The organism is Roseateles microcysteis (assembly GCF_036880965.1).
Lineage (GTDB): Bacteria > Pseudomonadota > Gammaproteobacteria > Burkholderiales > Burkholderiaceae_C > JAUASW01.
The window spans coordinates 354,360-381,183 of record NZ_JBAJMV010000007.1 but is presented as its reverse complement, the minus strand read 5'-3'; the positions used below and the strand labels follow the sequence as shown (position 1 = coordinate 381,183).

Genomic DNA, 26,824 nt, shown 5'->3' with positions numbered 1-26,824 from the left:
AGCCTGCCGGGCACCCGCTCGGCGGGTGGTGGCGGTACACCGCCACCGGGTGCTCACATTACTTGAAGCGCTCTTCGAGGTAGGCGAGCAGCGTCCGTATCGTCTGCGCTTCGCCGCCGACCGGGCGGCCGGCGCGGGCCACGTCGTTCCAGGCGAACAGGTCCACATGCAGCCAGTCCTGGTACTCGGGCACGAAGTACTCGAGGAACAGCGCGGCATTGATCGCGCCACCCAGCGCATTGCGCCCGGTGTTGACGATGTCGCCGATGCTGCTGGCAATGCCTTCCTTGTAGGGCGCCCACAGCGGCATGTGCCACAGCGGGTCGTCCAGCTTCAGGCCCAGGTCCACCAGGTCGCGGGCGGTATCCATGTGCTTGGCAAACAGAGCCGGCAATTGCGCGCCCAGCGCGATGCGGGCGGCGCCGGTCAGGGTAGCCAGGTCGATGATCAGCTCGGGCTTGGACTCGCTGGCGTAGGCCAGGGCGTCGCACAGGATCACGCGGCCTTCGGCGTCGGTGTTGCCGATCTCGATCTGCAGACCCTGGCGGGTCTTGATCACGTCGCCGGGGCGGTAGGCGTTGCCGGCCACCGAGTTCTCGACCGCGGGGATCAGCAGCTGGAGGTTCACCGGCAGCTTGAGCGCCATCACCAGCGAGGCCAGGCCCAGCGCGTTGGCGGCGCCGCCCATGTCCTTCTTCATCTGGCGCATGCCGTCGGCACTCTTCATGTCCAGGCCGCCGGTGTCGAAGCAGACGCCCTTGCCGACGATGGTGAGCTTCGGATGCTTGCTGCTGCCCCAGTTCAATTCGATCAGGCGCGGCGCACGGGTGCTTGCGCGGCCCACGGCGTGGATGGCCGGGAAGTTCTTCTTCAGCAGATCCTCACCGACGATGGCCGAGAACTTCGCGCCATGCTGCTTGGCCACATGCTTGGCGGCCTGCGCCAGCTCATCCGGGCCCATGTGCTCGGCCGGCGTGTTGACCAGGTCGCGGGTGGCGGCAATCACATGCGCCATCGCGAGGCCCCGCTGGGCTTCGGGCGAGGAGAGCAGTTGCAGCGTCGCTGCTGGGCGGCGGCGCGGCTTGTAGACGTCGAACTGATAGGCGCCCAGCTCCCACGAGAGCGCGGCCTGCTCGGCCGGCACTTGCAGGCCGGCGTCGCTCAGTTGATAGGCGCCTTGCGGCAGCGTTTGCGGCAGTGCAGCCAGCGCCCAGGGGCTGGCTGCGCGCTCGACGCCGGCGAACACCTGGCCCAGCTTGCCTTCGGCATCGGGGATGAGGGCGTGGCTGTCGGGCTTGCCATCAAATCCGACCGCGGCCAGCCAGTTGCGGGTGGCGGCCGGCAGTTTCGGAGCCAGTTCCTTGAAGGCGGCGCGATCGACCACGGTAATGGCGATGGCAGCGGAGGGGGCGGACTTTGTGAGTTGAACCGTCATGGCAGCGGGTACCGAAGGCTGGTGAAGGAGAGCGCCATTGTCGCCCGCCAAGGTGCGCCCGATCAGCAGCTGTGCTGGAGTCGAGCCAGCAAGGACATGGCGGCTGGCGACGCCTTGGCCGGGCCGGCGCCTGCCATGCTGGCCAGCAGGCGTTCGGCCGTTGCCAGCTGCGGCGTGATCGGGCCGATGAAATGCAGGAGGGCGCCCTGGCCCACCAGCAGGGTCGGGAAGGTCTCGACCTCCAGGTCGCCGACCAGTTCCTCGTCGTCCTCGATGTCCACCCAGACGAAGCGGACCCCCGGATGGCGCTCGCGCAGCTGGGCAAAGACGTCGTGGTAGCTGTCGCAGACGCGACACCAGCTGGCGCACAGGCAGGCCACCAGCGGGGTGGCAGCGGTAGTTGCGGGGCTCATCGTGGGGCCAAATGTAGCCGCAGCCCGAGCGAGTCAGGCCGCTTGGTCAGCAAATGTTGCTGGACTGTCAACCGGCCTCAAATTGCCTGCGTTGTCCCCCTCAACAGCCCGGCAAGGGACCCCGCTCAGAGGGACCCGGGTTGAGTCAACGGGGCATACAGCCATGATGAAGTCTCAGCAACGCACGACCGAACAGCAACCGCGCCGCATCCCGATGCCCGAGTGGCAGAGCGACAAGGGCCGCAAGCACGAAGCCTTCGAATCCGGCCATTTCGGTTGCGACCGCCGCAGCCTGGCCCTGGCCCAACGCTGCGACCGCAAGCGCTAAGTCCCCCGCCTCCATCAGCGCACCACCACGGTGCGCTGAGCCATTTCAGGCCCCACCCAACGGGGCCAGCAGCAGGTCCAGATCCGCTGCCGAGAACTTGGCCGCCGCGGCCTCGTCACTGCCCAGCACGGCCTCTGACAGCGCCCTCTTGCGCGCCTGCAGTTCCAGCATCCGCTCCTCGATGCTGCCCTCCACCACCAGTTTGTAGACAAAGACCGGCCGGTCCTGGCCGATCCGGTGCGCCCGTGCGGACGCTTGTTCCTCGACGGCCGGGTTCCACCAGGGGTCGACATGGATCACCGTGTCCGCCGCAGTCATATTGAGGCCGACGCCGCCGGCCTTGAGGCTGATCAAGAACAGCGGTGATTCGCCGGCTTGGAAACGCCGGACCAACTCGCCACGCGCGCCCGCCGGCGTGGCGCCGGTCAGCTGCAAATGGGCCAGCCCGAGCTGGGTCAGCTCTTCCGTGAGCAGGTCCAGCATGCCGGTGAACTGCGAGAACACCAGCACCCGGCGGCCCTCTTCCACAAGGCCCGGCAGGGTTTCGGCCAGCCAGTCCAGCTTGGCCCGGCCCTGGTTGTCCTTGCCTGCTTCGCCAGGCAGGAGGCGGGGGTCGCAGCAAACCTGGCGCAGCTTCAAGAGTGCGTCCAGCACGGCGATGCGGGCGCCATCGAACCCCTGGCGCTCCAGCACACGCTTCACCTGCTTGTCCGCGGCCACCCGCACGCTTTCATAGAGTTCCCGCTGCCGACCCTGCAAAGGCACGCGGCGCAGCACCTCGGTGAGCGGTGGGAGCTCGGCCGCCACCTGGTCTTTCAGCCGACGCAGGATGAAAGGGCGCACCCGCTGGGAGAGCAGTTCGGCACGCAGCGTTTCGCCGTTTTCCTCGATGGGCTTGCGCCAACGTCGGGCAAATGTGCGTGAATCTCCAAGAAAACCCGGCATCAGGAAGTCAAACTGTGCCCAGAGCTCACCCAGATGGTTCTCGATCGGCGTCCCGGTCAGGCTCAGCCGGTGCCGGGCCTTGAGCCGGCGGAGCGCCTTGGCCGCCAGGCTGCCGGCGTTCTTGACCTGCTGGGCTTCATCCAGCACCAGCAGATGCCAGGGCTGGCCCGAGAGGATGTCGATGTCGCGCCACAGCAAGGGATAGCTCGTCAGCACCAGGTCGAACTCCGCCAGACGGGCGAAATTGGCCTGGCGCGCCGGGCCGTGCAGCGTCAAGAGCCGCAGGTCTGGCGCGACCCTTGCCGCCTCCGCCCGCCAGTTGAACAGCAAGGACGTCGGCAGCACGGCTAGCGCCGGGCGGTCCAGGCGGCCGGCCTGCTTCTCGATCAACAGATGTGCCAATGTCTGGGCGGTCTTGCCCAGGCCCATGTCGTCGGCCAGGATGCCGGCCAGGTTCTGTTCGCGCAGGTATTGCAGCCAGGCCAGGCCGGTGCGCTGGTAGGGGCGCAGGTCCAGGCCAAGGCCGGCAGGTGGTTCAACCAACCGCGGCTCGCCGGCCAGGCGAAGGCGCCGGGCCAGCAGGCGCAGATCGGCGTCGCCATGGAACTGCCAGCCACTGCGGTCGTCCAAGGCCTCCAGCCTTCCGGCCTCCCAGTCACTCAGGGCAATGGGGCCGGCGTCCTGGATCTCGACCAGCAGCTCCACCATCGCGCCAATGACGGCTTTCAGCGGCGCCGCACGCACCGCGATCCGGCGGCCGCCCGGCGCATGCAGGATCACTTCGGCATCGTCATCGATGCTGGCAATCACCTCGGCACGCAGCCAGCGGCCATCGCGGCGCAAGAGGTCGGCGATCAGCGGCGCCAGGTCCAGGTTCTCGCCATCAATCTCCAGACCCAGGCTGAGCAACCAGGAGCCACGCCTGCCGGAACCGGCCAGACGTTCCAGCCGGGCGCTGCAGACTTCGGCCCGCGCCGGCAGGTGGGCAAATCCGGGCTGCACGTCGACCTGCCAGCCCAGCTCACGCAGCTTGGGCAACTGACTGACGCAAAACTCGCCGAACTGGGCCTCCTGCGCCAAGGTCCAGGGGGCGGCCGGGCAGGCGGCGGCGTCGGGGTCGCGCCATTGCAGCCGAGTGGCGTCGACCGGCATCAGCCCGAGGTCCCAGAGCTGGTCCCGCGCATCGGCCTCGGCGGCCAGGTCGCGCTGCAGCCAGCGGCCGGCGACCTGCTGTCGCGCGGGTGCCCGGCTGTTGAGCAGGCTGCGGGGTGCGGGCGTCTGCCAGGCAAAGCCGGCGGCGCCGCGGTAGGTCCAGTCCACCCAGGCGAGGCTGACGCTGTCGCCCCGGGGCCCGATGGCGCCGTCGCGCGCCATACCCAGCAGCCCGTCGCCCCGGCCCAGGGTGCGTAGGGTCAGCCGGGGGCGGAAGACGGCTTGCACCTCGGCGCCCAAGCCGTCGTCCATCAGCAGGTCCAGCAGGCGGCCGGCATCGGCATCGGCCAGCCTGGGCAGTTCTCTCAAGGTGCTGCGGCTGGCCTGACTGCGCAGCGCGCCGGCCCATTGCACCAAGGCATCGCTGCCGGCATCGACCGCAGCATGGCGGGGCAGGCTCAGGATCACGGCGGCGGCGTGCTCGCAGAAATGCCTCTGCTTGCATGTGCACAGGGCGCTGTAGTGTGGCCGGCCATCACGACCGGTCACGCCCTGCAGCGTCAGCTCGAAGACCTGTCCGCCCGCACCGGAGAGCCGCGCCATGGCGCCGTCTTCGTCCAGCTTCAGCTCGATCAGGCGCTCACCCAGCAGTGCGCCGCGGCGCAGGCGCTCGGGTGCGAAAAGCTGGCGCATCCGCTCGGCGTCGGGTGGCCAGATCGGGTTGGCGGCATCAGGGCTCGGGGCGGTCATGGCCTGCCATTGTCCAGCCCCCGCTACCGCACAATCGCCGCTGGCCGATTGGGGCTGATCTTGCACAAGGGCTTGAAGTGGCTGCTGTTCGATTCCTGGGGCGTTGGAGCCGCCGCCTTCTGATCCTGCTGCTGCTGGCTCTGCTGCTATCCCTGGTGCTGGCCGTGCAGACCTCGCCGGTGCTGAACGCTCGCCCGCCCACATCGGCCGCCGACCTGGACGCCGCCCGCGCCCTGTTGCGACGCGCCGACCCGCGTTCGGGCCCGGTGGGCCGTCCGCGGGTGGTTTACGCCAGCGAACGTGAGCTGGACCTGATCCTCAACTACCTGGCGCGCCATGGTGGCGTGGCAGCCAGCCAGCTGAAGGTGAGCCAGGGAACGATGACGGTGCGGGCCAGTCGGCGTGTCCCGTTGCTGCCCCTCTGGCTGAACCTGGAGCTGCGCCTGGTCGAGGGGCCGGGCCTGCCCGACATTGCCGGCGGCCAGCTGGGGCGGCTGCCGCTGCCTCGGCCTGTGTTGCGCTGGATGGGTCAGCGCCTGCTGGACCGCTACAGCGCCACCGCAGGTTTCGAGCTCGCCGGTGACCTGGTCCAGCGCATCGAGTTTCAGCACCAGCGGGCGCTGCTGGTCTATGTCTGGCAGGCGGACAGCGCTCGCCGAGCGGTGGGCAGCCTGTTGCCCGTGGCCGAGCAGCAGCGTGCCCGGGTCTATTGGGAGGTGCTGCAGCGGCGCCTCGCGGCGGCGGCCGGCCTGGAGCAACTGCCCACTGTCGAGGTGTTCAAGCCGTTGGCCGAGCTCGCCCTGAGCCGCAGCAGCGACGACGCGAGCGCCTCCCTCGAAGCGCGCGCCCTGCTGGTGGCATTGGCCCTGCATGCCTCGGGCCGAGGCCCCGCCACGCTGTTTCCGAAGGCTGACGACTGGCCGGCGGCGCGCCCGGCCTGGTTGGGCTTTGCCCGGCGCCAGGACTTCGGACAGCATTTCCTGATCTCGGCGGCGCTGGCCTCCGAGGCGGGCGGCCCGCTGGCCGACGCCATCGGTGTGCAGAAGGAGCTGGCCGATGCCCGGGACGGCAGCGGTTTCAGCTTCAACGACATCGCCGCCGACCGCGCCGGCAGCCGTTTTGGCCAATGGGCCCGGCAAAGACCCCGCGAATGGCTGCAGACTCTGGCCCAAGGCGTTGTGGAGGAACAACTATTCCCCCATGTAGATGACCTGCCTGAATTTCTTCATGAACGCGACTTTCGCAGCCGCTATGGCGGCCCCGGCGCCCCGGCCTACCGCCAGATGATGGAAGAAATCGAGCGCCGACTGCGTGCCCTGCCCCTGGGCGCCCCATAGAAAGGGGCCCTGCGGGGGGGTATGACACCTCGGCGACACGTCTATAGCCCAGCTTGACCCTTGGCAAGCCGCGGAACACGGGGGGTGTTGTGGCAGCGTCACGACCAGTCGTTGTTATTGGGATTCACCCTTAGGGGGGTCGGGCCGCACTTCGCAAAAAATCGCCGCTCGCGTGTCTGTGACTTATGGGACATGAACCTAGTCACAGGGGCACACCTTTTTTCTTCCTGGAGAGATCCTCTATGAAACAAGCAAAGCGGTCGACGGTGGTGATGCGCCAGTCGATCTTGGCGGCGGCAGCCAGCCTGTGCATGGCCAGCGTGGCATATGCCCAGAGCGCTGAAGGCGCAATTTTCGGTAGCGCCACGGCGGGTGCCACGGTCTCCATCGTCAACATGGAAACCGGCCTGCGTCGTCAAACGACGGTGGAAAAGTCCGGCGCGTTCAACTTCGGCAAGCTGCCTCCTGGCCGTTACCAGATCGTCTCCGGCGGCAAGACCCGTGAAGTCACGGTGAACATCGGTACCGGTACCGAAGTCAAGCTCGACGCTGAAGCGCTGGAACGCGTGGACATCGTCGGCTCGGCCCGCCGCACCACCATCGACGTCTCCAGCGTCGAAACCAACACGGTCTTCTCGGCCAAGCAGGTCGAAGCGCTGCCGGTGGCACGCGCGGTCAACTCGGTGGCCCTGCTGGCTCCGGGCGTGGTCGCTGGCGACGCCGGCATCGGCGACGGCACGCTGCCCTCGTTCAATGGCGCGTCGGTGGCTGAAAACGGCTACTTCATCAACGGCCTGGACGTCACCAACATCCGCAACTTCACGTCCTACGCGCAACTGCCGTTCGACGCGATTGCTCAGCTGCAGGTCAAGTCCGGCGGCTACGGCGCCGAGTTCGGCCGTTCGCTGGGTGGCGTGATCAACCAGGTCTCCAAGCGCGGTACCAACGAATGGAAGGTTGGCGGCTCCCTGTACATGGAGCCTTCGGCCCTGCGCTCCAGCGGCACCGACGTGCGCGACAAGGAAGCTGATCGTCCGAATGCCTACTACCTGTTCCAGTCGCAGAACACCCGTTCCTCGACGAACCTGAACGTGTATGCCGGCGGTCCGATCATCAAGGACAAGCTGTTCATCTTCGGCCTGGTCGAAGGTCGTTCGATCAAGAATGACACCTACGGCACGACGCAGAGCACCGTTACCGAGAACACCCGCCCGCGCGGCATGGTCAAGGTCGACTTCACGCCGAGCGACGACCACCGCTTCGAGCTGACCGCGATCGACACCAAGAGCTCCGTCGACTACACGGACTACAAGAACTCGGTCAACTACAGCCCGTCGCATGACGGTGTGGGTGCCAAGAGCCAGCTCAAGGGCGGCGGCGACGTCGGCATCCTGCGCTACACCGGCTACATGACCGACAACCTGACGGTGTCGGCCCTGTACGGTCGCGTCAGCGACTACCTGGGTGTGTACAGCGGTGCCCGTACCGGCGGCGCCGAGTGCCCGACCGTCTACGAAGTCGGCGCTCTGGTGGCCCTGGGCTGCTGGGTCGAGCCCTTCCCCGGCACGCCGGGTCGTGACCCGAACGCCAAGCCTGACCGCGACCTGCGCGTCTCGTCGCGTTTCGACATCGAATACAACCTGGGCTCGCACACGATCCGCGCCGGTCTCGACAACGTGAAGTTCACGTCGTCGCAAGCCGGTGGCTCGAGCTACTCGGGCGGCCAGTACTGGCGCTATTTCGTGACGCCGGCTGCCGGCGGCACGGTTTATGGCGTGGCACTGCCAGGCAACACGCCTTACGTTCGCCTGCGTACGTCGGACCAGACCAGCGGCGAGTACGACCTGACCAACAACACGGCCTACGTGGAAGACAGCTGGCAAGCCAGCCGCAACCTGCTGCTGTACGGTGGCCTGCGTTCCGAGTCCTTCGACAACCACAACAGCGCCGGCGTCAGCTTCATCAAGGCCACCAACCTGATCGCTCCGCGTCTGGGCTTCGCCTGGAACATGGCAGGTGACTCGTCGATCAAGCTGTACGGTAACGCTGGCCGCTACTTCATTCCTGTTGCCTCGAACACCAACATCCGCGCAACGCGCGGCGAGTCGAGCACGGAAGCGATGTACCGCTACACCGGCCGCGATGCCAAGACGGGCGCTCCGACGGGCCTGACCCAGATCGGCTCCACCGTCGTCAACTCCGACGGCCGTCAACCGGATCCGCGCACCATTGCCGCGACCAACCTGAACCCGATGAGCCAGGACGAATGGATCCTCGGTATCCAGAAGGTCGTGGCCAAGGGCTGGACCGCTGGCGTGAAGGGTACGTACCGCGTCATCCAGGACGGCATGGACGACTTCTGCGGCCACTATCCGATGGTCAACTGGGCCGCCGACAACGGCAAGACGAACTTCGACTCGCATACGCTGGCACCCTGCCTGATGGTCAATCCTGGCAAGGACGTGAGCGTCGCCATGGACCTGGAAAACAACGGCACCTACACCGTTGTCAACATCCCGGCCAAGTACTTCAACCTCGCCAAGTACGAGCGTAAGTACTCCGCTCTCGAACTGAGCCTGGAAAAGCCCTTTGACGGCAAGTGGGGCGTGAACATGTCCTACGTGTGGTCGAAGAGCAAGGGCACGGCCGAAGGCTATGTGCAGTCGACGCTGAACCAGGAAGACGCTGGCCTGACGCAAGACTTTGACTTCGGCTCGTTCACCGACGGTGCCTATGGCTACCTGCCGAATGACCGCCGCCACGTCGTCAAGATCTACGGCAACTACGCGCTGACCGACGAGTTCCGCGCCGGCCTGAACGCCTCGATTTCGTCGGGCCGTCCGTACAGCTGTATCGGTTTCGTGCCGAACACGGTGCCGGACTATGACGAAACCTGGAAGTCCAGCCCGTCGTCGTACTACTGCCGCAAGAGCGCGACGGAAGTCGCCCTGATCCCGCGCGGTAGCGCCGGCCGTACGCCGTGGTCCACGCAGATCGACCTGCAACTGTCGTACACCCCGAAGTGGGCTTCCGACAAGCTGACGCTGCAGGCTGACGTGTTCAACGTGTTCAACTCGCAGACCGCTCTGGAACTGAACGAAACGCGCGACTATGACCAGGCCACTGGCATTACCGCTCCGTACCGTCTGAACCAGAACTACCTGAGCCCGAGCCGCTTCCAGGCACCGCGTTATGTGCGCCTGACTGCTCGCTACGAGTTCTAAGTAGAAGCCTGAAGAGCGGCACCTCCGGGTGCTGCCTTGACATGCTGAAAGCCGCCCCTCGGGGCGGCTTTTTTGTTGTTCATCGCCGATCTGGGTGGGCTGCTCTCGGCATGTAGCAGCCACTCGCTAAGCCACGTCGGGAGAGCGTTGCACGGGGGTGTTTGCTCGCAGGCCATGAGCCCGGTGGCGGTGCCAGCCTGTGCCTACCGCCCGACCTCTGCTAGCGCGAAGCGAATGGCAGCAACGTGCCGTTGTCGGCCGCCTGGCCCGGAGGCTCTCAGTCGCCGCTCATGCCCTGGTGATGGCTGAGAAAGACCTGGCCCTTGAACCATTGCTGCCAGCCGCCAGCGCGCAGGCGGTCCAGCACCGGGCCCTTGACCTCGGACAGATCGAGCTGCACCCGCTGGCGTTGCAAGGCCGTCTGCAGTTCCCGCAGCGCTTCGAGGCCGGAGAAGTCGATGCTGTTGACCGGCGACATCAGGAGCACCACGCGGCGCGTGCCGGGATGATGGTCGACATGCAACTGCACCACGTCCGTCAGGCTGCGCGCGTTGGTGAAGACCAGGCTCTCGTCGATGCGCAGACCCAGCACATCGGCCCGGCATTCGACCTGGTGCCGGTCGACATTGCGATAGTGCTCGGTGCCGGGGACGCGGCCGATCAAGGCCACATGCGGGCGGGCCGTGCGTTGCAGCAGCAAGGCAATCGAGCCGGCCACGCCGAGTGCCAGCGCTGCCGCCAGGCTCCAGGCGAGCACGGTCAGTGTCACCAGCAGCATCAGCAAGGCTTCGGGCCGCGAGAAACGCCAGGCCTCGCGGTAGGGCTGAAGCCGCAGGCCGGAAAGCACGGCGACCAGGATGGTGGCGGCGAGCACGCCTTTGGGCAGCCAGGCCAGCGGCTCGGCCAGGAGCCAGGCGGCCAGACCCATCAGGACGGCCACGAAGACGCCGGTCATGCGGGAGCGGCTGCCGGCGTCGTGCATCAGGACGCTGCGCGAGAAGCTGCTGGCCACTGGCATCGCACCGCTGCAGCCGGCCACCAGGTTGGCCGCGCCCAGGCCCAGCAATTCGCGCCGCGCGTCCACGCGCTCGCCACGACGGCGCGCCAGCGATTCAGCCACCACCAGGCTGGAGACATAGGCCATCAGCGCCAGCAACAAGGCATGCGGCAGCAAGGCGCTCCAGATCTCGCCGTCCAGCCGCGGCAAGGCCAGGCCCAGATGCAGCGGCGGCAGGATGCCCACCACGGCCACGCCCCGGCCCTGCACCTCGAAGCCCCAGGCCAGGCCCAGCGCCAGCAGGAGGATGACCAATGGCGCAAACCGAGCCGCCTGGCCGCTCAAGGAACGGCGCGCGAGCACCAGCAGGGTCAGCGCAGCGACGCCGAACAGGGTGGTCGTTGGTTCGAACTGCAGGAGCTGCGCGGTTCCCGGGCTGCCCAGCAGTGGCGGCAGTTGCGACAGTGCGATCGACAGCGTCGCTCCGGTCTCGAAGCCATGAAGCACGGGCACGCTCAGCAGCGAGGCCAGGGCATCCAGCCTCAGTGCTGCTGCCAGCAGCATCAGGAGCCCCACTTCCACCGCCAGCACCAGGGCACCTTCGGCAGGACTCACGCCAGCCGGCAAGGCGCCGAGCGCCTGCGAAATCATCAGCGCCAGCACGGCCACCGGGCCGATGCCCAGCACCGGGCTTGATCCAAAGAAGGCATAGGCCAGCAGCGGCAAGAGGCTGGCGTAGAGCCCCACTTGCGGCGGCAGGCCGGCCAGCAGCGCATAGGCCAGGCTTTGCGGAATCAGCAGCACGCTGACCACCAGGGCGGCGCTGAAATCCTCACGCAGGAGCCGGCGCGAATAGTCGCGCCAGGAGTTGGCCGGGCTGAACATCAGCCCTCGCGCTGCGGGCCGAGGATCTGCTGCAGGCTGACCCGCTGCGAGGAGCAGGCGGCGTCAAAGTCGGCCTCGATCTGCTGCAGCGTGTCGCTGTCCTTGGCGTCCACGGTCGCGATGCCCATGGCGCGGTTGCGGCCTTGCGACTTGGCGGTATAGAGCGCCATGTCGGCCCAGTTGACCGCCTGCTCCCAGTGCAGTGCCAGGCGCATCGGCGGCAAGGGGAAATGGGCGAAACCGATCGAGACGGTGATGGACAGCGGCCCGTCTTCGGTCGTCACCGGTTCGGCGCCGACGCTGAACAGGATGCGCTCGGCCAGGCCGTGCAATTGCGACTGTGCCACACCGGGCGCAAACACAAGGAACTCTTCACCGCCCCAGCGCACGACCAGGTCCTGCTGGCGCACGGCATGCGAGATGCGACGGGCCACCTCGCAGATGACGATGTCGCCGGCCGCGTGGCCATGGCGGTCGTTCACGTGCTTGAAGTGGTCGATGTCGACCATCAGCAGGGCGCCGTCGAACTGGTTGGCCGCCTGCTGCTCCATCACGGCCAGGAAGTGGCGACGGTTGGCCAGCTCGGTCAGTGGATCGCGTTCGCTCTGGGCGCGCAGCAGCGCTTCGTTGGCCTTGAGGTTCTTGTTGGCCACCTGGACGCGGCGCACCATCACGCCGCCCAGCACCACCAGCAAGGCCAGCAGCACGCCGACGGCGATGCCCACCTGCTGGGCCAGTCGGCTGTTGGCGAGTTCCTGGTCCTTCAGGCTGCGGTCGCGTTGCAGCAACTCCAGATCGCGCTCGCCGCGGGCGCTGTCGTACTTCAGGCGCAGCGCTTCAAGGGCGGCTTCGCGGGCACGCTCGTTGGCCTTGCTGGTCAGCGCACGTTCCTCGTGGAAGACGGCAATTGCTTCGCGGGGCTGACCCGATTCGGCCATCGCCTCGCCCAGCTCGCGCAACTCGCGCGCTCGGCCGGCCAGATCGGGCTGGGTCTGGCGCAGGACTTCTACCTGCGCCATCTCGCGCTTGGCGGCCTCCAGCTGATGCAGGCGGATCAGGGCGACCGACATGTTGTGGCGCAGGAGCCGCTCCATGCTGCGGTCCTTGAAGCTCAGCACCACCGGCAATGCCGTGCGGGCCATGGCCAGCGCCCGTGCCGGCTCACCGCGGTGCATGTAGTAGTCGCTCAGATTGGCCTGGGCATGTGCGACCTGACGGACCGCACCGGCCTGCTGGGCAAATTCGAGGCCGCGCAGCTGGAACTGCAATTGCGCCTGCTTGTTGCCGCCCCGCCCGGCCAGCACCGCCTGGTAGGTCATGGCCTGGAACATGCGCTGGGCATCGCCCTCGGCCGCTGCCGTCATTCGGTCCAGCGCCTGCTGCATGGGCTCGGGCTGATCGAGCGACTGGTACAGCAGGGCCAGCGAGCCGGCGCTCAAGACCACCATGCTCAGGTCCGGGCCCGCCTGCGCCAGATTGAGCGCGCGTTTGGACAGTTCCACGGCCTGCGTCAAGGCACCGCCGCCTCGCTTGGCGGCTTCGAGCAGGCGCAGGGCCGACCACAGCGGCCGGTAGTCGCAGGCGCCGCGCTCAATGGCGGCGCGCTCCTCATTCACCGGGCAGCCCGGGCCCAGCAACTCCACGGCCTTGGTGGCGCTGGCGAGCGAGGCCTCGGCATTGCCACGGCGGTCATCGATCAGCGCGCGCAGCACTTGCAGGCGTCCTGCCTGGGCCGGCAAGCCAGCCAGGCGCTTGGCGCTCTGGTCGGCGGCCTCGAGCCGGCCGGCATCCAGCAGCACCCGCGTTTCGGCATAGTCGAGCGCGGCGGGCAGGGTGCCGTCCTTGCGCAGCTCCTCCAGGCGGCCGAGTGCCTTGTCGGGGCGGTCCAGCCCTTCGCGGATCAGTGCCATCAGCTGGCTGTCCAGCTCTTGGGCCGTGGTCGGCTGCTGTGCCGCGGACGGGCTCAGCAGCAGGGCTGCCACCAGCGGCAGCAGCGCGCGCGCGCAGGTGCGCCTCATAGCCGGCTCTCCCCGGGCGGACCTTGCAGCACGCTCAGCCCGACCTGGCCCTCATGCCAGGCCGCTTCCATGCGGGTGGAGATCGTCTGCAGCGCGGCCTCGTCTGTCACGTCCATCCGCTCGATGCCATAGGCGCGGTTGCGGCCATGGGCCTTGGCCATGTACATGACCGTGTCGACCAGGTCGATGGCGCGCTCCCAGTCGACCAGCAACTCATTGGGCGCCAGCGGGAAGCTGCCGAAGCCGATGGAGGCGGTGACCGGCACGCGCAGGCTGCCGTGCTGGACCGCCGGTTGTGCGATCAGGTCCAGCAGGCGCTGGGCGAGGTGCTGGGCCGTGGCCGGGTCGCGCGTCTCGACGACGATCAGGAATTCCTCGCCACCCCAACGCACCACCAGATCGTCTTCGCGCAGAGCGGCGCGCAGGCGGCGGGCCACCTCGATCAGCACCGAGTCGCCGGCGGCGTGGCCATGCTGGTCGTTGATGCGCTTGAAATGGTCGATGTCGATCAGGAACACGGTGCCCGACAAACCGCCCTTGGAAGCCAGGCGCTTGATGGCGGCCTGGAAGTGGCGGCGATTGGCCAGGCCGGTCAGCGGGTCGCGTTCGCTCTGGATCTTCAGGCTCTCGTTGCTGGTGGCCAGCGCCTGGTTGGTCTTGCGGATGCGCTGGTAGGCCAGGCCCAGCAGGGCGGCGGAGAGCACGATGCAGCCGCCCAGCGCGGCCCACAGCTTGAGTTGCAGGTCGCGGGCGCGGATCTGCTCGGCCTTCAGGCTGTTGCCGCGATTGAGCAGCTCGATTTCCTTGCCGCGCTGCTCGGCGTCGTAGCGCTCCTGCTGCTCCAGCACGGTCTTGCGTGATTCCTCGCGCAGCACGCGGTCAATCAGCTCCCGGTAGCGATGGTGGGCATCGATGGCCCCGGCCCAGTCGCCGGCCTTCTCGAGATAGGTGCCCAGCTCGGCCCAGCCGTCGGCAGCGATCGAGATCGCGCCCTGCTGCTCGTCCATGGTGATGGATTGCCGCACTTCCTGCTTGCCTTCCTCGACCCGCTTCAGCGCGATCTTGGCGATGCCGCTGTTGTGCAGCGACAGCGACTCGGCGCTCAGCTGGTGGGCCTCACGCGCGAGCTGCAGTGCTTGCGTGGCCAGCTCCAGGGCGCGGGCGAACTGGTTCTGGCGCAGGTGGATGTCTGCCAGGTTTGCCAGGTTGAGCGCGATCACACCGGGCGCACCGGCCTGCGTCGAATACTCCAGCGCTTTCTCGAAGGACTTGCGGGCCGTGACGAGGTCGTCGACCAGGCTGTAGACGATGGCGCGAGCGGTCTGGACCTGGTTCAGGGTCATCGGATCCGGAGCAGGGTCGCTCTCGGCGAGCCGCACGGCTTCCTCGATGGTCTGCTTGCCGCGCTCCGGCTGCTGCGAGCGCATGTAGAGGCTGGCGATGTCGGCCAGCACGAGGACCTTGCGCCAGATCTGGCCGCTGCGCTCGGCCAGCTTCAAGGCCTTGTCTGCGGCCATCACCGAGGCGTCGAGGTTGCCGGCGTCAGATTCGGCGAAGGAGCGCAGCTGCTGGTAGCGCAGCTGCAGGAGCATGGGGGCGGCGGCGACGCCCTCGGCCGGCGCCTGGCGCAGGACCTTGACCGCTTCGCGCAGGTCGCCGCGCTCGCGATGGAATCGGGCCAGGGTGGTGGCGGCCACGACCTTGGCCGCGGCGGCTGACTTGGCGTTGGGCCACTGGTCCAGCTCGTTCACGACCTGCTCGATGCTGGCGCGATCGATGGAAAGGCCGGCCACTTCGCCGCGCAGCCCCAGCAGGTGCAGGCGCTCGTCACTGCCCGGCGCCGTCTTGGCCTGCAAGAGGGCGAGTTCTTTCAGGTGTTCGCGCGGACGCGCGCGCGCGCTGCGCTCGATACGGTCCACCGCTTCATCGAGCTGCTTGTCGCTGCCGACAAGCGAAGCAGCGCTCGCGCTGGCTGCCGGCTCAGCCGGCTTGTCGGTGCTCGGCTGGCAACCCAGCACCAGCAGCGCGCAGCACAAACCCGCCAAGGCATGGGCGGGCCTCCGCGGCGATGGCCGACGGTTCGTGACGGTGGGGGCTGACACTGGAAGGGCCATGCTCATCGAACGGGCTATCGGCCTGCTTGCTTTGCGCTTCAGGCACGTCGCCAATCCAACCGGGGTCTGCTTGGTTTTTTGGAGCTTTATTGCTGCTGCGGACACGGGCGAGTGTAGTGAAGCCCGCCCGCACCCCGACCCGGGCTATCCCCGAAGATGTGCACATACAGCCGCCAGATGTGAAATATGGTCCAGAACCCTGCGATGGCCGAGGCCGCTGCTGAGCAGCAAGCTCGCCTGAGGCAAGGCTTCGTCCAGCGCACGCGCATGCGCCAGTGGTGCTGCGCGGTCCTGCTCGTCATGGATCAGCAGCACCGCCTGCTGCAGGTGAGCGCCCAGCCAGGCCGGTTCGAACTGTTCCAGCGGACCATCGCTCAAGTGCTCCAGACGTTTGCGCAAATCATGGCGACTTTTCTCGCCGAGGCCGAATGCGTGGCCGAACCAGCCCAGCACCGTGGCTGGCGGCGCTGAGGTGGCCAGCAGCGCCAGGCGCCTGACAGGCAGGCCGCGCGCCGCAGCGCTGAGTGTGGCGACCGCGCCCAGCGAATGCGCCACGATGCCATGCAGTGGGCCGAGCCGCGAAGCTGCGACGAAGAGCGCTCGCCGCCATTGCGGCAGATGGCTGCTCCAGCCGCCGCTGTGGCCATGGGCCGGCATGTCCAGCAGCACCGGGTCGAAACCTTGCTGCCAGAGTGCGTCGGCGAGCGATTTCATCTGGGCCGCCCGACCGCCCCAGCCATGGACGAGCAGCACCCGCGGCCTGTCAACGGACGCGTCGGCATGGCGCCAGGCGCGCAGATGGCTGCCTTCGAAGGCCCAGTCCTCGGCCAGCCAGGGAGCTGGCAGGGCGAGCCGGCCCAGGAACTTGGGCGGCAGCGGGCTGCAGAACAAGCGCAGCGCCAGCGCGCCACCCAGCCGCGGGCCCATGGCCTGGGCCAGCCGCAAACCCTGGCGCAGCAAGGCGGCCGTGGCGCCGCCGGCGTAGAACAGGCTGGCCGGATTGGCCTTGGCCGCGCCGGGGCTCATCGCAGCTCCTCCAGGGCAAAGTCGTGGTTGTCGCGAGGCAATGCGTGCCAGAGGCGGCGCAGGGCCAGGGCACCGCGGGCAAGCGTGGCGATGACGACGAGGAACAGCAGCGGAATCAACATGACAGCCTCCTTAGGCTTGACTCGGTGTTTGCGCACGACCGTGCGAAAAGACATCGAGCAGGAACGCGCCCTGGGTCTTCATGGAACTCAGGCGCCGGTGGGACGGTAGTGGGAGATCAGGCGCTCATAGGCGGCCAGGCCGCGCGCCATGACTTCGGGGTTGCGCAGGAAACGGGCCTCGCGCAGCAGGCCCGTGAACAGGGCGTCGAGCTCGAACACCAGCTGCTCGACTTCGGTGTCTGCCTTCAGGTGGCCGCAGTCCTTGGCCTGCAGGATGCTGCGGCGCAAGACGCTGCGCCAGCGCTGCACGCCTTCGAGCAGCAGCTCGCGCATCGGGCCGTCGCGGTCATCGAACTCGAAGGCACCGGCCACATAGAGGCAGCTGCCCCGCGGGCCGGCGCGGCAGACGCGCTCCAGCCAGGCTTTCATCATCGTGTCCAGCCGCGGCAGGCCGCGAGGCTCGCGCAGGGCGGGCAAGAGCACGTCCTGCTGGAAACGGCGCTCGAACTCCGCCATCACTGCGCGCTGCAGGCCTTCACGGGAGCCAACGCGCGAGAACACGCCGCTTTTGGACAGGTTCAGCTTCTTGGCGACCTCGCCGATGCTCAGGCTGTCCAGCCCGTCGAGCGCGGCCATCTCCAGCGCGGCATCGACGATGGCACTCTGGGTCAGTTCGCTGCGTTCGGTCTTGGCGGCTTCCATGGCGAAGACTTTAGCACGACCGTGCGAAGTCGCAAGCCCCGTTGCATATCAGGGGGATTCACCGTCTTCCTTAGGCGGCCGGCCGCGCTTGGCCGGGTTCAGCTCGGGCTTGATGCCACGCCGGGCCAGCGCCTCGCGCAGCAGGTACTCGATCTGGGCATTGGCCGAACGCAGCTCTTGCGCGGCCAGGCGCTCGATCTCGGCCCACAGGGCGGGGTCCAGGCGCAGGGCGAAGCTTTTCTTGTCGGGGCTGGCCATGGCTTCTTTTCAGGCGGCGACGTCGGCCGCGACAGCGATCAGTATCAAGACAAGAACCCTGCGCATGACCTGACCCCCGACTCAGTTATAGAGCGTGCCGGCGTTGACGATGGGCTGCGTCTCCTTGTCGGAGCACAGCACCACGAGCAGGTTGGACACCATGGCGGCCTTGCGCTCGTCGTCCAGCACGACGATGTCGCGCTCGGACAGGCCTTTGAGCGCCTCCTCGACCATGCTGACCGCGCCCTGCACGATCTTCTTGCGGGCGCTGATGATGGCTTCGGCCTGCTGGCGCCGCAGCATCACCTGGGCGATCTCGGGCGCATAGGCGAGGTGGGTAATCTTGGCGTCGACCACGGTCACGCCGGCTTCGGCACAGCGGTCCTGCAGCTCCTTGACCAGTTCGCGCACCACCTCGTCCTGGCCGGCGCGCAACGTGGTTTCGCCGCTGTTGGTGTCGTCGCCTTCGTCATAGGCAAATTGCGAGGCGAGGTGGCGGATCGCGGTCTCGGCCTGGATGCGCACATAGGTCTCGAAGTCGTCGACCTCGAACACGGCACGTGCCGTGTCCTCGACACGCCAGACCAGCGCAGCCGCGATCTCGACCGGGTTGCCGCGCTTGTCGTTGACCTTCAGCGTCGCTGCATTCAGGTTGCGCGCGCGCAGCGAGATCTTGCGCTTCATCGCCAGCGGGTTGGCCCAGCGCAGGCCGTCCTTGCGGTCGGTGCCGCTGTAGTGGCCGAACAGCGTCAGGATGCTGGCTTCGCCGGGTTGCAGCATGTAGAGGCCAGCCACCGTCAGCACTGCAGCGGCGATCAACAGGATGGCGATCAGCATGGGCATCGGGTTGCCGATGCCACGGTACATCAGCAGGCCGCCGGCAACGGCCAGCGCCAGGGCGACCAGCAGGGCCGAATAACCATTGGCCGTAAGAGCTGCGGTCTCGCGGCGGCCGCTTGTGGTGTTGCTCATCGTGATATCTCCTCTAAAAGGTGATATCACTTTAATTTCACCTGCCCGCAATTGCAAGCGCTGGTTTCAGCTCGTGGCCAGCGCCCCCTGATAGCCCCTCGGCACGGCGCCCAACAATTTGCGCGTGTACTCCTGCTGCGGCGCGGCCAGCAGCGCCTGAGTGTGGTTCTGCTCGACCACGTCGCCGTTCTGCATCACCAGCACTTCGTCCGAGATGAACTTCACCACAGCCAGGTCGTGACTGATGAAGATGTAGCTGAGGCCGAACTCGTCTTGCAGGTCTTTCAGGAGATTGAGCACCTGGGCCTGGACCGAGACGTCGAGCGCCGAGACCGCTTCGTCCAGCACCAACACCTCGGGCTGCAGGGTCAGGCAGCGCGCGATGGCGATGCGCTGGCGCTGGCCGCCGGAGAACTCGTGCGGGTACTTGGCGAGCGCCGAGTCGTCCAAGCCCACCTTCTTCAAGAGCGCGCTGGCCGTGGCCAGTCGCTCAGCGTGATTGGCGCCGATCTTGTGGATCTCCATCGGCTCGACCAGGGTCTGGCTGATGGTGAAGCGCGGGTTCAGGGAGGCATAGGGGTTCTGGAACACCACCTGGATGCGGCGGCGCATCTTCTGCCACTCGTTGCCGCTGAGCTTGAGCAGGTCGCGGCCCTCGAACAGCACCTCGCCGCCGCTCGGTTCATGCAGGCGCAAGAGGGTCAGGCCCATCGTCGTCTTGCCCGAACCCGACTCGCCGACCACGCCCAGCGTGTGGCCCTTCCTCAGCTTGAAGCTCACTTCCTTCACGGCCTTGAATTCGGTCTTGCCGAACAGGCCGGTCTTGAAGAAGAAGCTCTTCGTCAGGCCGCGCGCCTCCAGAATCACCGGTGCATCCGGGTCCTTGGGCTTGGCCGTGCTCTGAGCGCTGCGACCGGCGATGTGATCGTCGATCACCAGCAGCCGCGCGGGGTTCTCGGTCAAGCTTGGGCGGCAGGCCAGCAAGGCCTTGGTGTAGCTGTCTTGCGGTGCGCCGAAGATGCGCGCCACAGGCGCCTTCTCGCGCACCTCGCCATGGCGCATCACCACGACCTGGTCCGACATCTCGCCAACAACGCCGAGGTCGTGCGAGATGAAGAGCAGGCTCATGTGGTGGCTTTCCTTCAGCCGGGCCAGCAGCTCCATCACCTGGCGCTGGATGGTCACGTCGAGCGCCGTGGTGGGCTCATCGGCGATCAGCAGCTTTGGGCCACAGGCGAGTGCCACGGCAATCATCACGCGCTGCTGCTGGCCGCCCGACATCTCATGCGGATAAGCCTTGAGCCGGCGCTTGGGTTCGGGGATGCCGACTTCGTTCAGCAGCTCCTCGGCGCGCACCAGCGCTTGCCGGCGGCTCATGCCCAGGTGCTTCATCAAGGGCTCGCAGATCTGCGTGGCCACGTCGAACACCGGGTTCAGGGAGCTCATCGGATCCTGGAACACGCAGGCGATTTCGCGGCCACGCACCGACTGCAAGTCGCGCTGACTTGCCTGCAGCAGATCGCGGCCCTGGAACAGGATCGCACCGCTGCGCTCGGCATTGCTGGGCAGGAGGTTCAAGATGGACATCGCCGTCACGCTCTTGCCCGAGCCCGACTCGCCAACCAGGGCGACGGTCGAGTTCTCCGGGATGTCGAAGCTGACGCCCTTGACCGCCTGCTGGCGCTGCATCTGGCCGTCGACGCGGCCCATGCGGAACGCGACCTTGAGGTCTTGTATGGATAGCAGCATCTCGCTCATTCCAGGCCTCGCAGCTTCGGATCCAGCGCATCGCGCAAGGCATCGGTGAACAGCGCGAAGGCGGTCACGAAAACAGCCATGAAGCTGGCCACGGCGGCGAGCTGCCACCAATAGCCGAGTATCAGTTCACCCTGCGCTTCCGACAGCATCGTGCCCCAGGAGACCTGGTCCACGCCCACGCCCAGGCCAAGGTAGGAGAGGATCACTTCGCTCTTGAGGAAGCTCACCACGCTCAGCGACAGCTGCACCAGCGCCACATGCGAGACATTGGGCAGGATGTGCTTGAACATGCGCGAGAACCTGGAGGCGCCAATCGCCTCGGCCGAGCGCACGTACTCGCGGCCACGGTGCTTGATGAATTCGGCACGCACCAGGCGGTAGGTGCCGGTCCAGCCGGTCAGGCCCAGGATCATCACCACCGAGCCGACGCCCCGCCCGAAGATCACCGCGAAGGAGAAGATCAGGAGGATGTTGGGCATCGCCGTGAAGACGTTGTAGACCCACTCCATGAAGTCGCCAATGCGTCCGCCGAAGAAGCCCGAGATCGAGCCCAGCACGGTGCCGATCAGCGTGGCCACCAGCGCGGCGAGCAGGCCCACCATGATGGACACCTCGGCACCCTTGAGCACCTTGGCGAGCACATGGCGGCCCAGGCGGTCGCCACCCAAGGGCAGGGTCTCGGCCTTGACCACTTCCGTGGTCTTGAACTGGCTGGCCCGCTCGGCCCACTCCTTGTACTTGGGCGCCAGCGGGTCGATGTCGCTCAGGTCCACGTTCGGGCCCTTGGGCGAAACGATCACGCCGGTGGCCTCCGGCGGCGCCGGGCCCATCAGCGTGGGTGGCGCGTTGGGCACACCCTTCTCTTCCTGCCAGTCCGATGCAATCCAGCCCAGGCCTGTGGCGAGCACCAGGATCAGGAAGCACACCACGATGGCCATGGCCACCATGCCCACCTTGTCGGCCCGCAGGCGGCGTCCGGCCGCATGCCAGACGCCGCGCGAGCGTTCCGGCTTCGCATTCGTTGTGAGGACCGCGCTCATTTGAGGACCACCCGTGGGTCGACGAGGCGATAGAGCAGGTCGGTCAGGAGGTTCACACTCATCGTCAGCATGGCCAGGTAGATGGCAAAGGCCTGGATCACCGGATAGTCATTGCGATTGACCGCCAGCAGGATCTCGCGGCCCAGGCCCGGGATGGAGAAGAACACCTCGATCAGGAAGCTGCCCACCAGCACGCCGGGCACCAGCACCGTGATGTTGGTGAGGATCGGGATCAAGGCATTGCGCAGCACATGCTTCAGCAGCACCACGCGCTCGCTCAGGCCCTTGGCGCGCGCGGTGCGCACGTAGTCGTGGCCGATCTCGTCGAGGAAGAAGCTGCGGTAGAGCCGGATCTGCGGCGCCAGCGCCACCGTCACCACGATCAGGATCGGCAGCGGTGCGTACGTCGTCAGATTGGTCCAGACGCTGTCGCTCCAGCCCTGCACCGGGAACCAGCCCAGGCGGAAGGCAAAGAAGTACTGGGCCAGGATCACATAGACCAGCAGCGACACCGACAGTGCAACCGTGGTGATGACCATCACGGCGCGGTCGGTCAGGCTGCCGCGCCGGTAGGCCACGGCCATCGCGAACGGGATCGCGAGCACCACCTCCAGGAAGAGGATGGGCAGGGTCACGGTCAGGGTGGCGGGCAGGCGGGTCTTGAACAGGTTCGCGACCGATTCGCTGGTCGCCCAGCTCTTGCCCCAGTCGAACGTCACGATCTGCGTGAGGTAGATGCGCAGCTGTTCCCAGACCGGCTTGTTGAGGCCGAGCTGTTCACGGATCGCTTCGATCTGCGCCGCGCTGGCGTTCTGGCCACCGAGGATTTCGGCCGGGTCGTCGCCGAAGAACTTGAACAGGAAGAACACCAGCAGCACGACGCCGAGCAGGGTCGGAATCATTTGCCACAGGCGCCGTATCAGGTATGCCGCCATTGCTGTACAGCCTCCAGGGGTAGCGGGAAAGGCAGGCCCCGCCACCAGCGCGGTGGGCGGGGCCCGTCTCGAATCTGGCGCAGTCTAGTGCAGCGCCTCCTAGGGTTCACCCGCGCAAACTCCGGGCTTTCCCGGACCCATGCCGAACTGGCAAGAGGCCATGCCGATGGTGGGGCGTTTGCTCGCCTTAGACTGCGCGCTTCCCCTAGCCTCGATGAGATGAATGCCGTGACGTTTGAGACGCTTCGACATCGCCTGGTCTGCGTGCTGCTGGCATGCCTGCCCCTGGCCGCGGCGCAGGCCCAGCAAAGCAAGCCCGAGCCCAGGAAGGTCTTGCGCTATGCGATCCGCGTGGCAGAAACCGGCTTTGACCCGGCCCAGGTCAGCGACCTGTATTCGCGCATCGTGACCTCCGGCATGTTCGAGACGCCCTTGCAGTTCGCCTACCTGGCCCGGCCCACGCAATTGCGGCCCGGCACCACGGCGGCGATGCCCGAGATTTCGGCCGACTTCAAGACCCTGACCTTCAGGTTGAAGCCGGGCATTCTCTTTGTCGACGATGAAGCCTTTGGCGGCAAGAAGCGCGAGCTGATCGCGGCCGACTACATCTACACGATCAAGCGCCATTTCGACCCGCGCTGGAAGAGCCCCAATCTCTACCAGCTGGAGCCGGTCGGCATCCTGGGCCTGAACGAGCTGCGTGCCGAGGCGCTGAAGACCAAGAAGCCATTTGACTACGACCATCCGATCGAGGGCCTGAAGGCCTTGGACCGCTACACCTTCCAGGTGCGCACCAGGATCGGCAACCCACGCTTCGTCTACCAGTTCGCCGACCCGCTGATGGGCGCCGTGGCGCGCGAGGTGGTGGAGCACTACGGCGACAAGATCATGCAGCACCCGGTGGGCACCGGCCCCTGGCGCCTGGCCGAGTGGCGGCGCAGCTCGCGCATGGTGTTCGAGAAGAACCCGAACTACCGCGAAGTGTTCTACGACGAGCAGCCGCCCGCCGACGATGCGCGCCTGCAGGCGCAGGCTGCCAAGCTCAAGGGCCGGCGCATTCCGCTGGTGGACCGGGTCGAGATCTCGGTGATCGAGCAGAACCAGCCGCGCTGGCTGAGCTTCCTGGGCGGCGAGGCCGACTTCGTCGACGAGGTTCCTCCGGACTTTGCCAGCGTCGCCATGCCGCACAACCAGCTTGCGCCCAACCTGGCCAAGCAGGGCGTGCAGATGATCCGCTATGCCCGCGCCGACTCCTGGATGTCGTACTTCGCCATGGAGCACCCCGTCGTCGGTGGCTACACGCCAGACAAGGTGGCGCTGCGCCGGGCCATCTCCCTGGGCGTTGATCTGGACCGTGAGATCACGCTTGTGAGACGCGGCCAGGGCGTGCCGGGTCAGGGCGTGATCGGCCCCAACACCTTCGGCTACGAGCCTGGCTTCAAGAGCGAGATGAGCGAGTTCAACCGCGCCAAGGCCCGCGCGCTGCTGGACATGCACGGCTATGTCGACAAGAACGGCGACGGCTGGCGCGACCTGCCCGACGGCAGCCCGCTGGAGCTGGAGTACGCCACGCAGTCCGACAGCCAGAGCCGCGCCCTGATCGAGCAGTGGCAGAAGAACATGGATGCCCTGAACATCCGCATCAAGTTCACGATTGCCCAATGGCCCGAGAACAACAAGGCCTCGCGCGCCGGCAAGCTGATGATGTGGGGCTTCGGCTGGAGCGCCTCGACGCCAGACGGCGACGACTTCCTCGGCCTGGGCTACGGGCCCAACGCGGCGCAGTCCAACCATGCGCGCTTCAACCTCAAGGCCTTCAACGAGATCTACCAGCGCCAGCAGCAGTTGCCCGACGGCCCCGAACGCCAGGCCGCGATGCGCGAGGCGCAGCGCCTCCTGGTGGCCTACATGCCCTACAAGGTGCATGTGCACCGCATCTTCACCGACATGGCCCAGCCCTGGCTCGTCGGCTACAACCGCAATCTGTTCCGGCGCGACTTCTGGCAGTTCGTCGACATCGACACCGAGCTGCTGGCAAAGAAGACCGGCAAGGGCTCCTGAACATGGCCGTGAAGCGCCGCCGCCTGCTGCAAGCCTCCCTGGCTGCGGGCCTGATGCCTGGGATGGCGCCAGCGAAGGCGGCAGCTGCGCAAGCCAAGGTCTTGCGCTATGCCTTTGTCGTGGCGGAGACCGGCTTCGATCCGGCGCAACTGACCGACCTCTATTCGCTGACCGTCACCAGCCACATCTTCGAAGCGCCCTACGGCTACGACCCGCTGGCGATGCCGCCGCGCATCGTCCCGCTGACGGCGCAGGCGCTGCCCGAGGTGTCGGCCGACTTCCGCGTCTTTCGCATCCGGCTGCGGCCGGGCACCTTCTTTGCGGATGATCCGGTCTTCAAGGGCCGGCGGCGCGAGCTGGTGGCGGCCGACTATGTCTACAGCTGGAAGCGCATGGCCGACCCGGCGGTGAAGAGCCCCAGCTGGGCGGCCATCGAGGAGCTGAACATCATCGGCCTGAGCGAGCTGCGCAGCGAAGCGCAGCAGCTGAAGAAACCCTTCAACTACGACCGGCCCATCGAAGGCTTGCGCGCCATCGACGACCACACGCTGGAAATCCGCCTGGCCCAACCCCGGCCGCGCCTGGTGCAGACCTTGGCGCAGAACGACCGCATGGGCGCACTGGCCCGCGAGGTGGTCGAGGCGTATGGCACGGACATCATGGCGCACCCGGTGGGCACCGGCCCGTTTCGCCTCACACGCTGGCGACGCAGCTCCTTGATCGTGCTGGAAAAGAATCCCGGCTACCGTGAGCGTTATTACGAAAGCGAGCCGGCCAAGGATGACGTGGAAGGTCAGGTGATCGCTGCCACGCTGCGCGGCCGCAGGCTGCCGATGGTGGACCGGGTCGAGCTGGCCATCATCGAGGAGTCGCAGCCGCGCTGGCTCAGCTTCCTCAATGGCGAGCAGGACTTCATGGACCGCGTGCCGCCCGAGTTCGTCAATGTGGCGCTGCCACATGGCACGGTGGCGCCCAACCTGGCCAAGCGCGGCATCAAGCTGACGCGCACGCTGGCGGCGGATGCGGTGTTCACCTTCTTCAACATGCAGGACCCGGTGGTGGGCGGCTACACGCCCGAGAAGGTGGCACTGCGCCGCGCGATCTCGCTGGCCTGGGACGTGGAGCGCGAGATCCGCCTGCAGCGCCGCGGCCAGGCGGTGCCGGCGCAGTCGCAGGTCATGCCTTACACCAGTGGCTACGACCCGGCCTACAAGAGCGAGATGTCGGACTTCGACGTGGCGCGGGCCAATGCCCTGCTCGACCTCTATGGCTACAAGGACGTCGATGGCGACGGCTGGCGCGAGCTGCCGGACGGCAAGCCGCTGGAGATAGCATTCGCTACCCAGCCGGACTCCCTGTCACGCTCCTACGACGAGCTGTGGAAGCTCAGCTTTGCGCGCATCCACGTGAAGCTGAAGTTCGTCACCGCCAAGTGGCCGGAGAACCTCAAATCGGCGCGCGCCGGCAAGCTGATGATGTGGTTCCTCGCTGATACCGCGGTGCAGGCCGATGGTGCGGCCTGCATCCAGCGCCTGTACAGCCGGCAGATCGGCAACCGCAATATGTCGCGCTTCGAGCAGCCGGACTTCGACAGGGCCTACGAGCGCCTGCAGTTGCTGCCCGATGGCCCCGAGCGTGAGGCCCTGTTCCTGCAGGTCAAGCGCCTGCAGCTGGCCTATATGCCCTTGAAGACCCATGTGCACCGCATCATTCCGGACCTGATGCAGCCCTGGGTCGTGGGCTACCGCCGACCGCTGTTCCGCTACGAGTTCTGGCAGTTCCTCGACATCGAGCCGCACTGAGCGCTTCGCTTTACTGGCATGCACCTTCCGGCGCCGGGTCGACAGCGCCATAGCGAGCCTGCACCAGGCGGCGCCCCTCGGCCGCTGGCGTCATCAGGAAGAGATGGCTGAACGAGGTTTCGCACAGCTCCTGCACCACCGGTCCGCCCAGGGCATTGACCAGCGGCGCCAGCGTGTTGCTGTGGCCGACGATGAGCACGGTGCCGTCGAGCTCGCGTACGGCAGCCGCGACTTCCTGCAGATGCACCGGCATCGCGCCTGGCTTGATGGTGAACACCTTGGGGCTCAAGCCCTGCGCCGTCAGCAGCGGCCCGGCCGTCTGGTGGGTGCGGCGGTAATGTGTGGTGATCACGTGGCGCACGCCGGCCGACTTCAGGGCCTCGGCCAGTGCCTGCGCGCGCGCCTGGCCGGCTGCCGAGATCGATGGGTCCTTCGTGCCGTCCTCGGCCCGCTCGGCATGCCGCGCCAGCACGATCAGCGAAGGTTCGGCCAGCGCAGGCCCAGCGGCCAGGCACATCAAGGCGATCAGGAAAGTCCTCATGCGGGCGTC

Annotated in this window: 20 protein-coding genes; 5 read left to right on the top strand and 15 right to left on the bottom strand. The window is 67.0% G+C overall.

Annotated features, from left to right (window positions below; genetic code table 11):
- Positions 1-58 precede the first annotated feature (58 nt).
- The gene (locus V3596_RS20365) at positions 59-1,435 is read right to left on the bottom strand and encodes a leucyl aminopeptidase family protein (RefSeq protein WP_334279666.1); all 1,377 of its coding nucleotides are present in this window, start codon (positions 1,433-1,435) and stop codon (positions 59-61) included.
- 62 nt (positions 1,436-1,497) lie between these two features.
- The gene (locus V3596_RS20360) at positions 1,498-1,848 is read right to left on the bottom strand and encodes a thioredoxin family protein (RefSeq protein ID WP_334279665.1); all 351 of its coding nucleotides are present in this window, start codon (positions 1,846-1,848) and stop codon (positions 1,498-1,500) included.
- A 166-nt stretch (positions 1,849-2,014) separates the two neighbouring features.
- Here V3596_RS20360 and V3596_RS20355 point away from each other — a divergent pair, with 166 nt between their 5' ends.
- Entirely contained in the window at positions 2,015-2,176 is a 162-nt protein-coding gene (locus V3596_RS20355) for a hypothetical protein (protein ID WP_334279664.1), read from the top strand.
- A gap of 45 nt (positions 2,177-2,221) precedes the next feature.
- Here V3596_RS20355 and V3596_RS20350 read toward each other — a convergent pair whose 3' ends face one another.
- Positions 2,222-5,023 (bottom strand): DEAD/DEAH box helicase, encoded by a 2,802-nt coding sequence (locus V3596_RS20350; RefSeq protein ID WP_334279663.1) that lies wholly within the window; start codon positions 5,021-5,023, stop codon positions 2,222-2,224.
- Between the two features lie 77 nt (positions 5,024-5,100).
- Between V3596_RS20350 and V3596_RS20345 the strand changes: the two genes are divergently transcribed.
- Complete coding sequence (locus V3596_RS20345; RefSeq protein ID WP_334279662.1) at positions 5,101-6,360, top strand: hypothetical protein; 1,260 nt, start codon at positions 5,101-5,103, stop codon at positions 6,358-6,360.
- 242 nt (positions 6,361-6,602) lie between these two features.
- Positions 6,603-9,584, top strand: coding sequence for a TonB-dependent receptor (locus V3596_RS20340; protein WP_334279661.1), 2,982 nt, complete (start codon positions 6,603-6,605; stop codon positions 9,582-9,584).
- A 277-nt stretch (positions 9,585-9,861) separates the two neighbouring features.
- On the opposite strand, the gene V3596_RS20335 is transcribed toward V3596_RS20340, so the two are convergent.
- The 11 genes from V3596_RS20335 to V3596_RS20285 all read right to left on the bottom strand — a co-directional run bounded on the left by V3596_RS20335 (position 9,862) and on the right by V3596_RS20285 (position 22,411).
- On the bottom strand, positions 9,862-11,466 hold the full coding sequence (locus tag V3596_RS20335; protein ID WP_334279660.1) for a SulP family inorganic anion transporter: 1,605 nt from the start codon (positions 11,464-11,466) through the stop codon (positions 9,862-9,864).
- Complete coding sequence (locus V3596_RS20330; RefSeq protein ID WP_334279659.1) at positions 11,466-13,484, bottom strand: GGDEF domain-containing protein; 2,019 nt, start codon at positions 13,482-13,484, stop codon at positions 11,466-11,468. The genes V3596_RS20335 and V3596_RS20330 overlap by 1 nt, the downstream gene beginning before the upstream one ends.
- Positions 13,481-15,586: a tetratricopeptide repeat-containing diguanylate cyclase gene (locus V3596_RS20325; RefSeq protein ID WP_334279658.1), complete on the bottom strand. Its 2,106-nt coding sequence runs from the start codon at positions 15,584-15,586 to the stop codon at positions 13,481-13,483. The genes V3596_RS20330 and V3596_RS20325 overlap by 4 nt, the downstream gene beginning before the upstream one ends.
- Before the next feature lie 156 nt (positions 15,587-15,742).
- On the bottom strand, positions 15,743-16,624 hold the full coding sequence (locus V3596_RS20320; protein ID WP_334279657.1) for an alpha/beta hydrolase: 882 nt from the start codon (positions 16,622-16,624) through the stop codon (positions 15,743-15,745).
- The gene (locus V3596_RS20315) at positions 16,621-16,746 is read right to left on the bottom strand and encodes a hypothetical protein (protein ID WP_334279656.1); all 126 of its coding nucleotides are present in this window, start codon (positions 16,744-16,746) and stop codon (positions 16,621-16,623) included. Before V3596_RS20315 ends, V3596_RS20320 begins: the two co-directional genes overlap by 4 nt.
- Before the next feature lie 87 nt (positions 16,747-16,833).
- Positions 16,834-17,448, bottom strand: coding sequence for a TetR/AcrR family transcriptional regulator (locus V3596_RS20310; protein ID WP_334279655.1), 615 nt, complete (start codon positions 17,446-17,448; stop codon positions 16,834-16,836).
- A gap of 48 nt (positions 17,449-17,496) precedes the next feature.
- The gene (locus V3596_RS20305; RefSeq protein ID WP_334279654.1) at positions 17,497-17,706 is read right to left on the bottom strand and encodes a type II toxin-antitoxin system antitoxin; all 210 of its coding nucleotides are present in this window, start codon (positions 17,704-17,706) and stop codon (positions 17,497-17,499) included.
- An 81-nt stretch (positions 17,707-17,787) separates the two neighbouring features.
- The gene (locus tag V3596_RS20300) at positions 17,788-18,678 is read right to left on the bottom strand and encodes an SPFH domain-containing protein (RefSeq protein WP_334279653.1); all 891 of its coding nucleotides are present in this window, start codon (positions 18,676-18,678) and stop codon (positions 17,788-17,790) included.
- 66 nt (positions 18,679-18,744) lie between these two features.
- Complete coding sequence (locus tag V3596_RS20295; RefSeq protein WP_416383998.1) at positions 18,745-20,427, bottom strand: ABC transporter ATP-binding protein; 1,683 nt, start codon at positions 20,425-20,427, stop codon at positions 18,745-18,747.
- Between the two features lie 5 nt (positions 20,428-20,432).
- Positions 20,433-21,476 carry an ABC transporter permease gene (locus V3596_RS20290; RefSeq protein WP_334279651.1) on the bottom strand — a complete coding sequence of 348 codons (1,044 nt, stop codon included), beginning with the start codon at positions 21,474-21,476 and terminating at the stop codon, positions 20,433-20,435.
- Positions 21,473-22,411, bottom strand: a complete 939-nt coding sequence (locus V3596_RS20285; RefSeq protein ID WP_334279650.1) for an ABC transporter permease — start codon at positions 22,409-22,411, stop codon at positions 21,473-21,475. The genes V3596_RS20290 and V3596_RS20285 overlap by 4 nt, the downstream gene beginning before the upstream one ends.
- A 219-nt stretch (positions 22,412-22,630) precedes the next feature.
- Here V3596_RS20285 and V3596_RS20280 point away from each other — a divergent pair, with 219 nt between their 5' ends.
- Together V3596_RS20280 and V3596_RS20275 are read left to right on the top strand one after the other, a co-directional pair.
- Positions 22,631-24,472, top strand: coding sequence for an ABC transporter substrate-binding protein (locus V3596_RS20280; protein WP_334279649.1), 1,842 nt, complete (start codon positions 22,631-22,633; stop codon positions 24,470-24,472).
- Positions 24,473-24,474: 2 nt separating this feature from the next.
- Positions 24,475-26,274: an ABC transporter substrate-binding protein gene (locus V3596_RS20275; RefSeq protein ID WP_334279648.1), complete on the top strand. Its 1,800-nt coding sequence runs from the start codon at positions 24,475-24,477 to the stop codon at positions 26,272-26,274.
- Positions 26,275-26,284: 10 nt separating this feature from the next.
- Here the strand turns inward: V3596_RS20275 and V3596_RS20270 are convergent, their stop codons facing one another.
- Positions 26,285-26,815, bottom strand: coding sequence for a histidine phosphatase family protein (locus V3596_RS20270; protein WP_334279647.1), 531 nt, complete (start codon positions 26,813-26,815; stop codon positions 26,285-26,287).
- Positions 26,816-26,824 lie beyond the last annotated feature (9 nt).

Bases quoted from the DNA above. Each gene is read 5' to 3' on its own strand.
- V3596_RS20290 (WP_334279651.1), bottom strand. From the start codon at position 21,476: ATGAGCGCGGTCCTCACAACGAATGCGAAGCCGGAACGCTCGCGCGGC.
- V3596_RS20360 (WP_334279665.1), bottom strand. From the start codon at position 1,848: ATGAGCCCCGCAACTACCGCTGCCACCCCGCTGGTGGCCTGCCTGTGC.
- V3596_RS20285 (WP_334279650.1), bottom strand. From the start codon at position 22,411: ATGGCGGCATACCTGATACGGCGCCTGTGGCAAATGATTCCGACCCTG.
- V3596_RS20305 (WP_334279654.1), bottom strand. From the start codon at position 17,706: ATGGCCAGCCCCGACAAGAAAAGCTTCGCCCTGCGCCTGGACCCCGCC.
- V3596_RS20320 (WP_334279657.1), bottom strand. From the start codon at position 16,624: ATGAGCCCCGGCGCGGCCAAGGCCAATCCGGCCAGCCTGTTCTACGCC.
- V3596_RS20350 (WP_334279663.1), bottom strand. From the start codon at position 5,023: ATGACCGCCCCGAGCCCTGATGCCGCCAACCCGATCTGGCCACCCGAC.
- V3596_RS20355 (WP_334279664.1), top strand. From the start codon at position 2,015: ATGAAGTCTCAGCAACGCACGACCGAACAGCAACCGCGCCGCATCCCG.
- V3596_RS20270 (WP_334279647.1), bottom strand. From the start codon at position 26,815: ATGAGGACTTTCCTGATCGCCTTGATGTGCCTGGCCGCTGGGCCTGCG.
- V3596_RS20330 (WP_334279659.1), bottom strand. From the start codon at position 13,484: ATGAGGCGCACCTGCGCGCGCGCGCTGCTGCCGCTGGTGGCAGCCCTG.
- V3596_RS20295 (WP_416383998.1), bottom strand. From the start codon at position 20,427: ATGCTGCTATCCATACAAGACCTCAAGGTCGCGTTCCGCATGGGCCGC.
- V3596_RS20365 (WP_334279666.1), bottom strand. From the start codon at position 1,435: ATGACGGTTCAACTCACAAAGTCCGCCCCCTCCGCTGCCATCGCCATT.
- V3596_RS20310 (WP_334279655.1), bottom strand. From the start codon at position 17,448: ATGGAAGCCGCCAAGACCGAACGCAGCGAACTGACCCAGAGTGCCATC.
- V3596_RS20300 (WP_334279653.1), bottom strand. From the start codon at position 18,678: ATGAGCAACACCACAAGCGGCCGCCGCGAGACCGCAGCTCTTACGGCC.
- V3596_RS20340 (WP_334279661.1), top strand. From the start codon at position 6,603: ATGAAACAAGCAAAGCGGTCGACGGTGGTGATGCGCCAGTCGATCTTG.
- V3596_RS20315 (WP_334279656.1), bottom strand. From the start codon at position 16,746: ATGTTGATTCCGCTGCTGTTCCTCGTCGTCATCGCCACGCTTGCCCGC.
- V3596_RS20335 (WP_334279660.1), bottom strand. From the start codon at position 11,466: ATGTTCAGCCCGGCCAACTCCTGGCGCGACTATTCGCGCCGGCTCCTG.
- V3596_RS20275 (WP_334279648.1), top strand. From the start codon at position 24,475: ATGGCCGTGAAGCGCCGCCGCCTGCTGCAAGCCTCCCTGGCTGCGGGC.
- V3596_RS20280 (WP_334279649.1), top strand. From the start codon at position 22,631: ATGAATGCCGTGACGTTTGAGACGCTTCGACATCGCCTGGTCTGCGTG.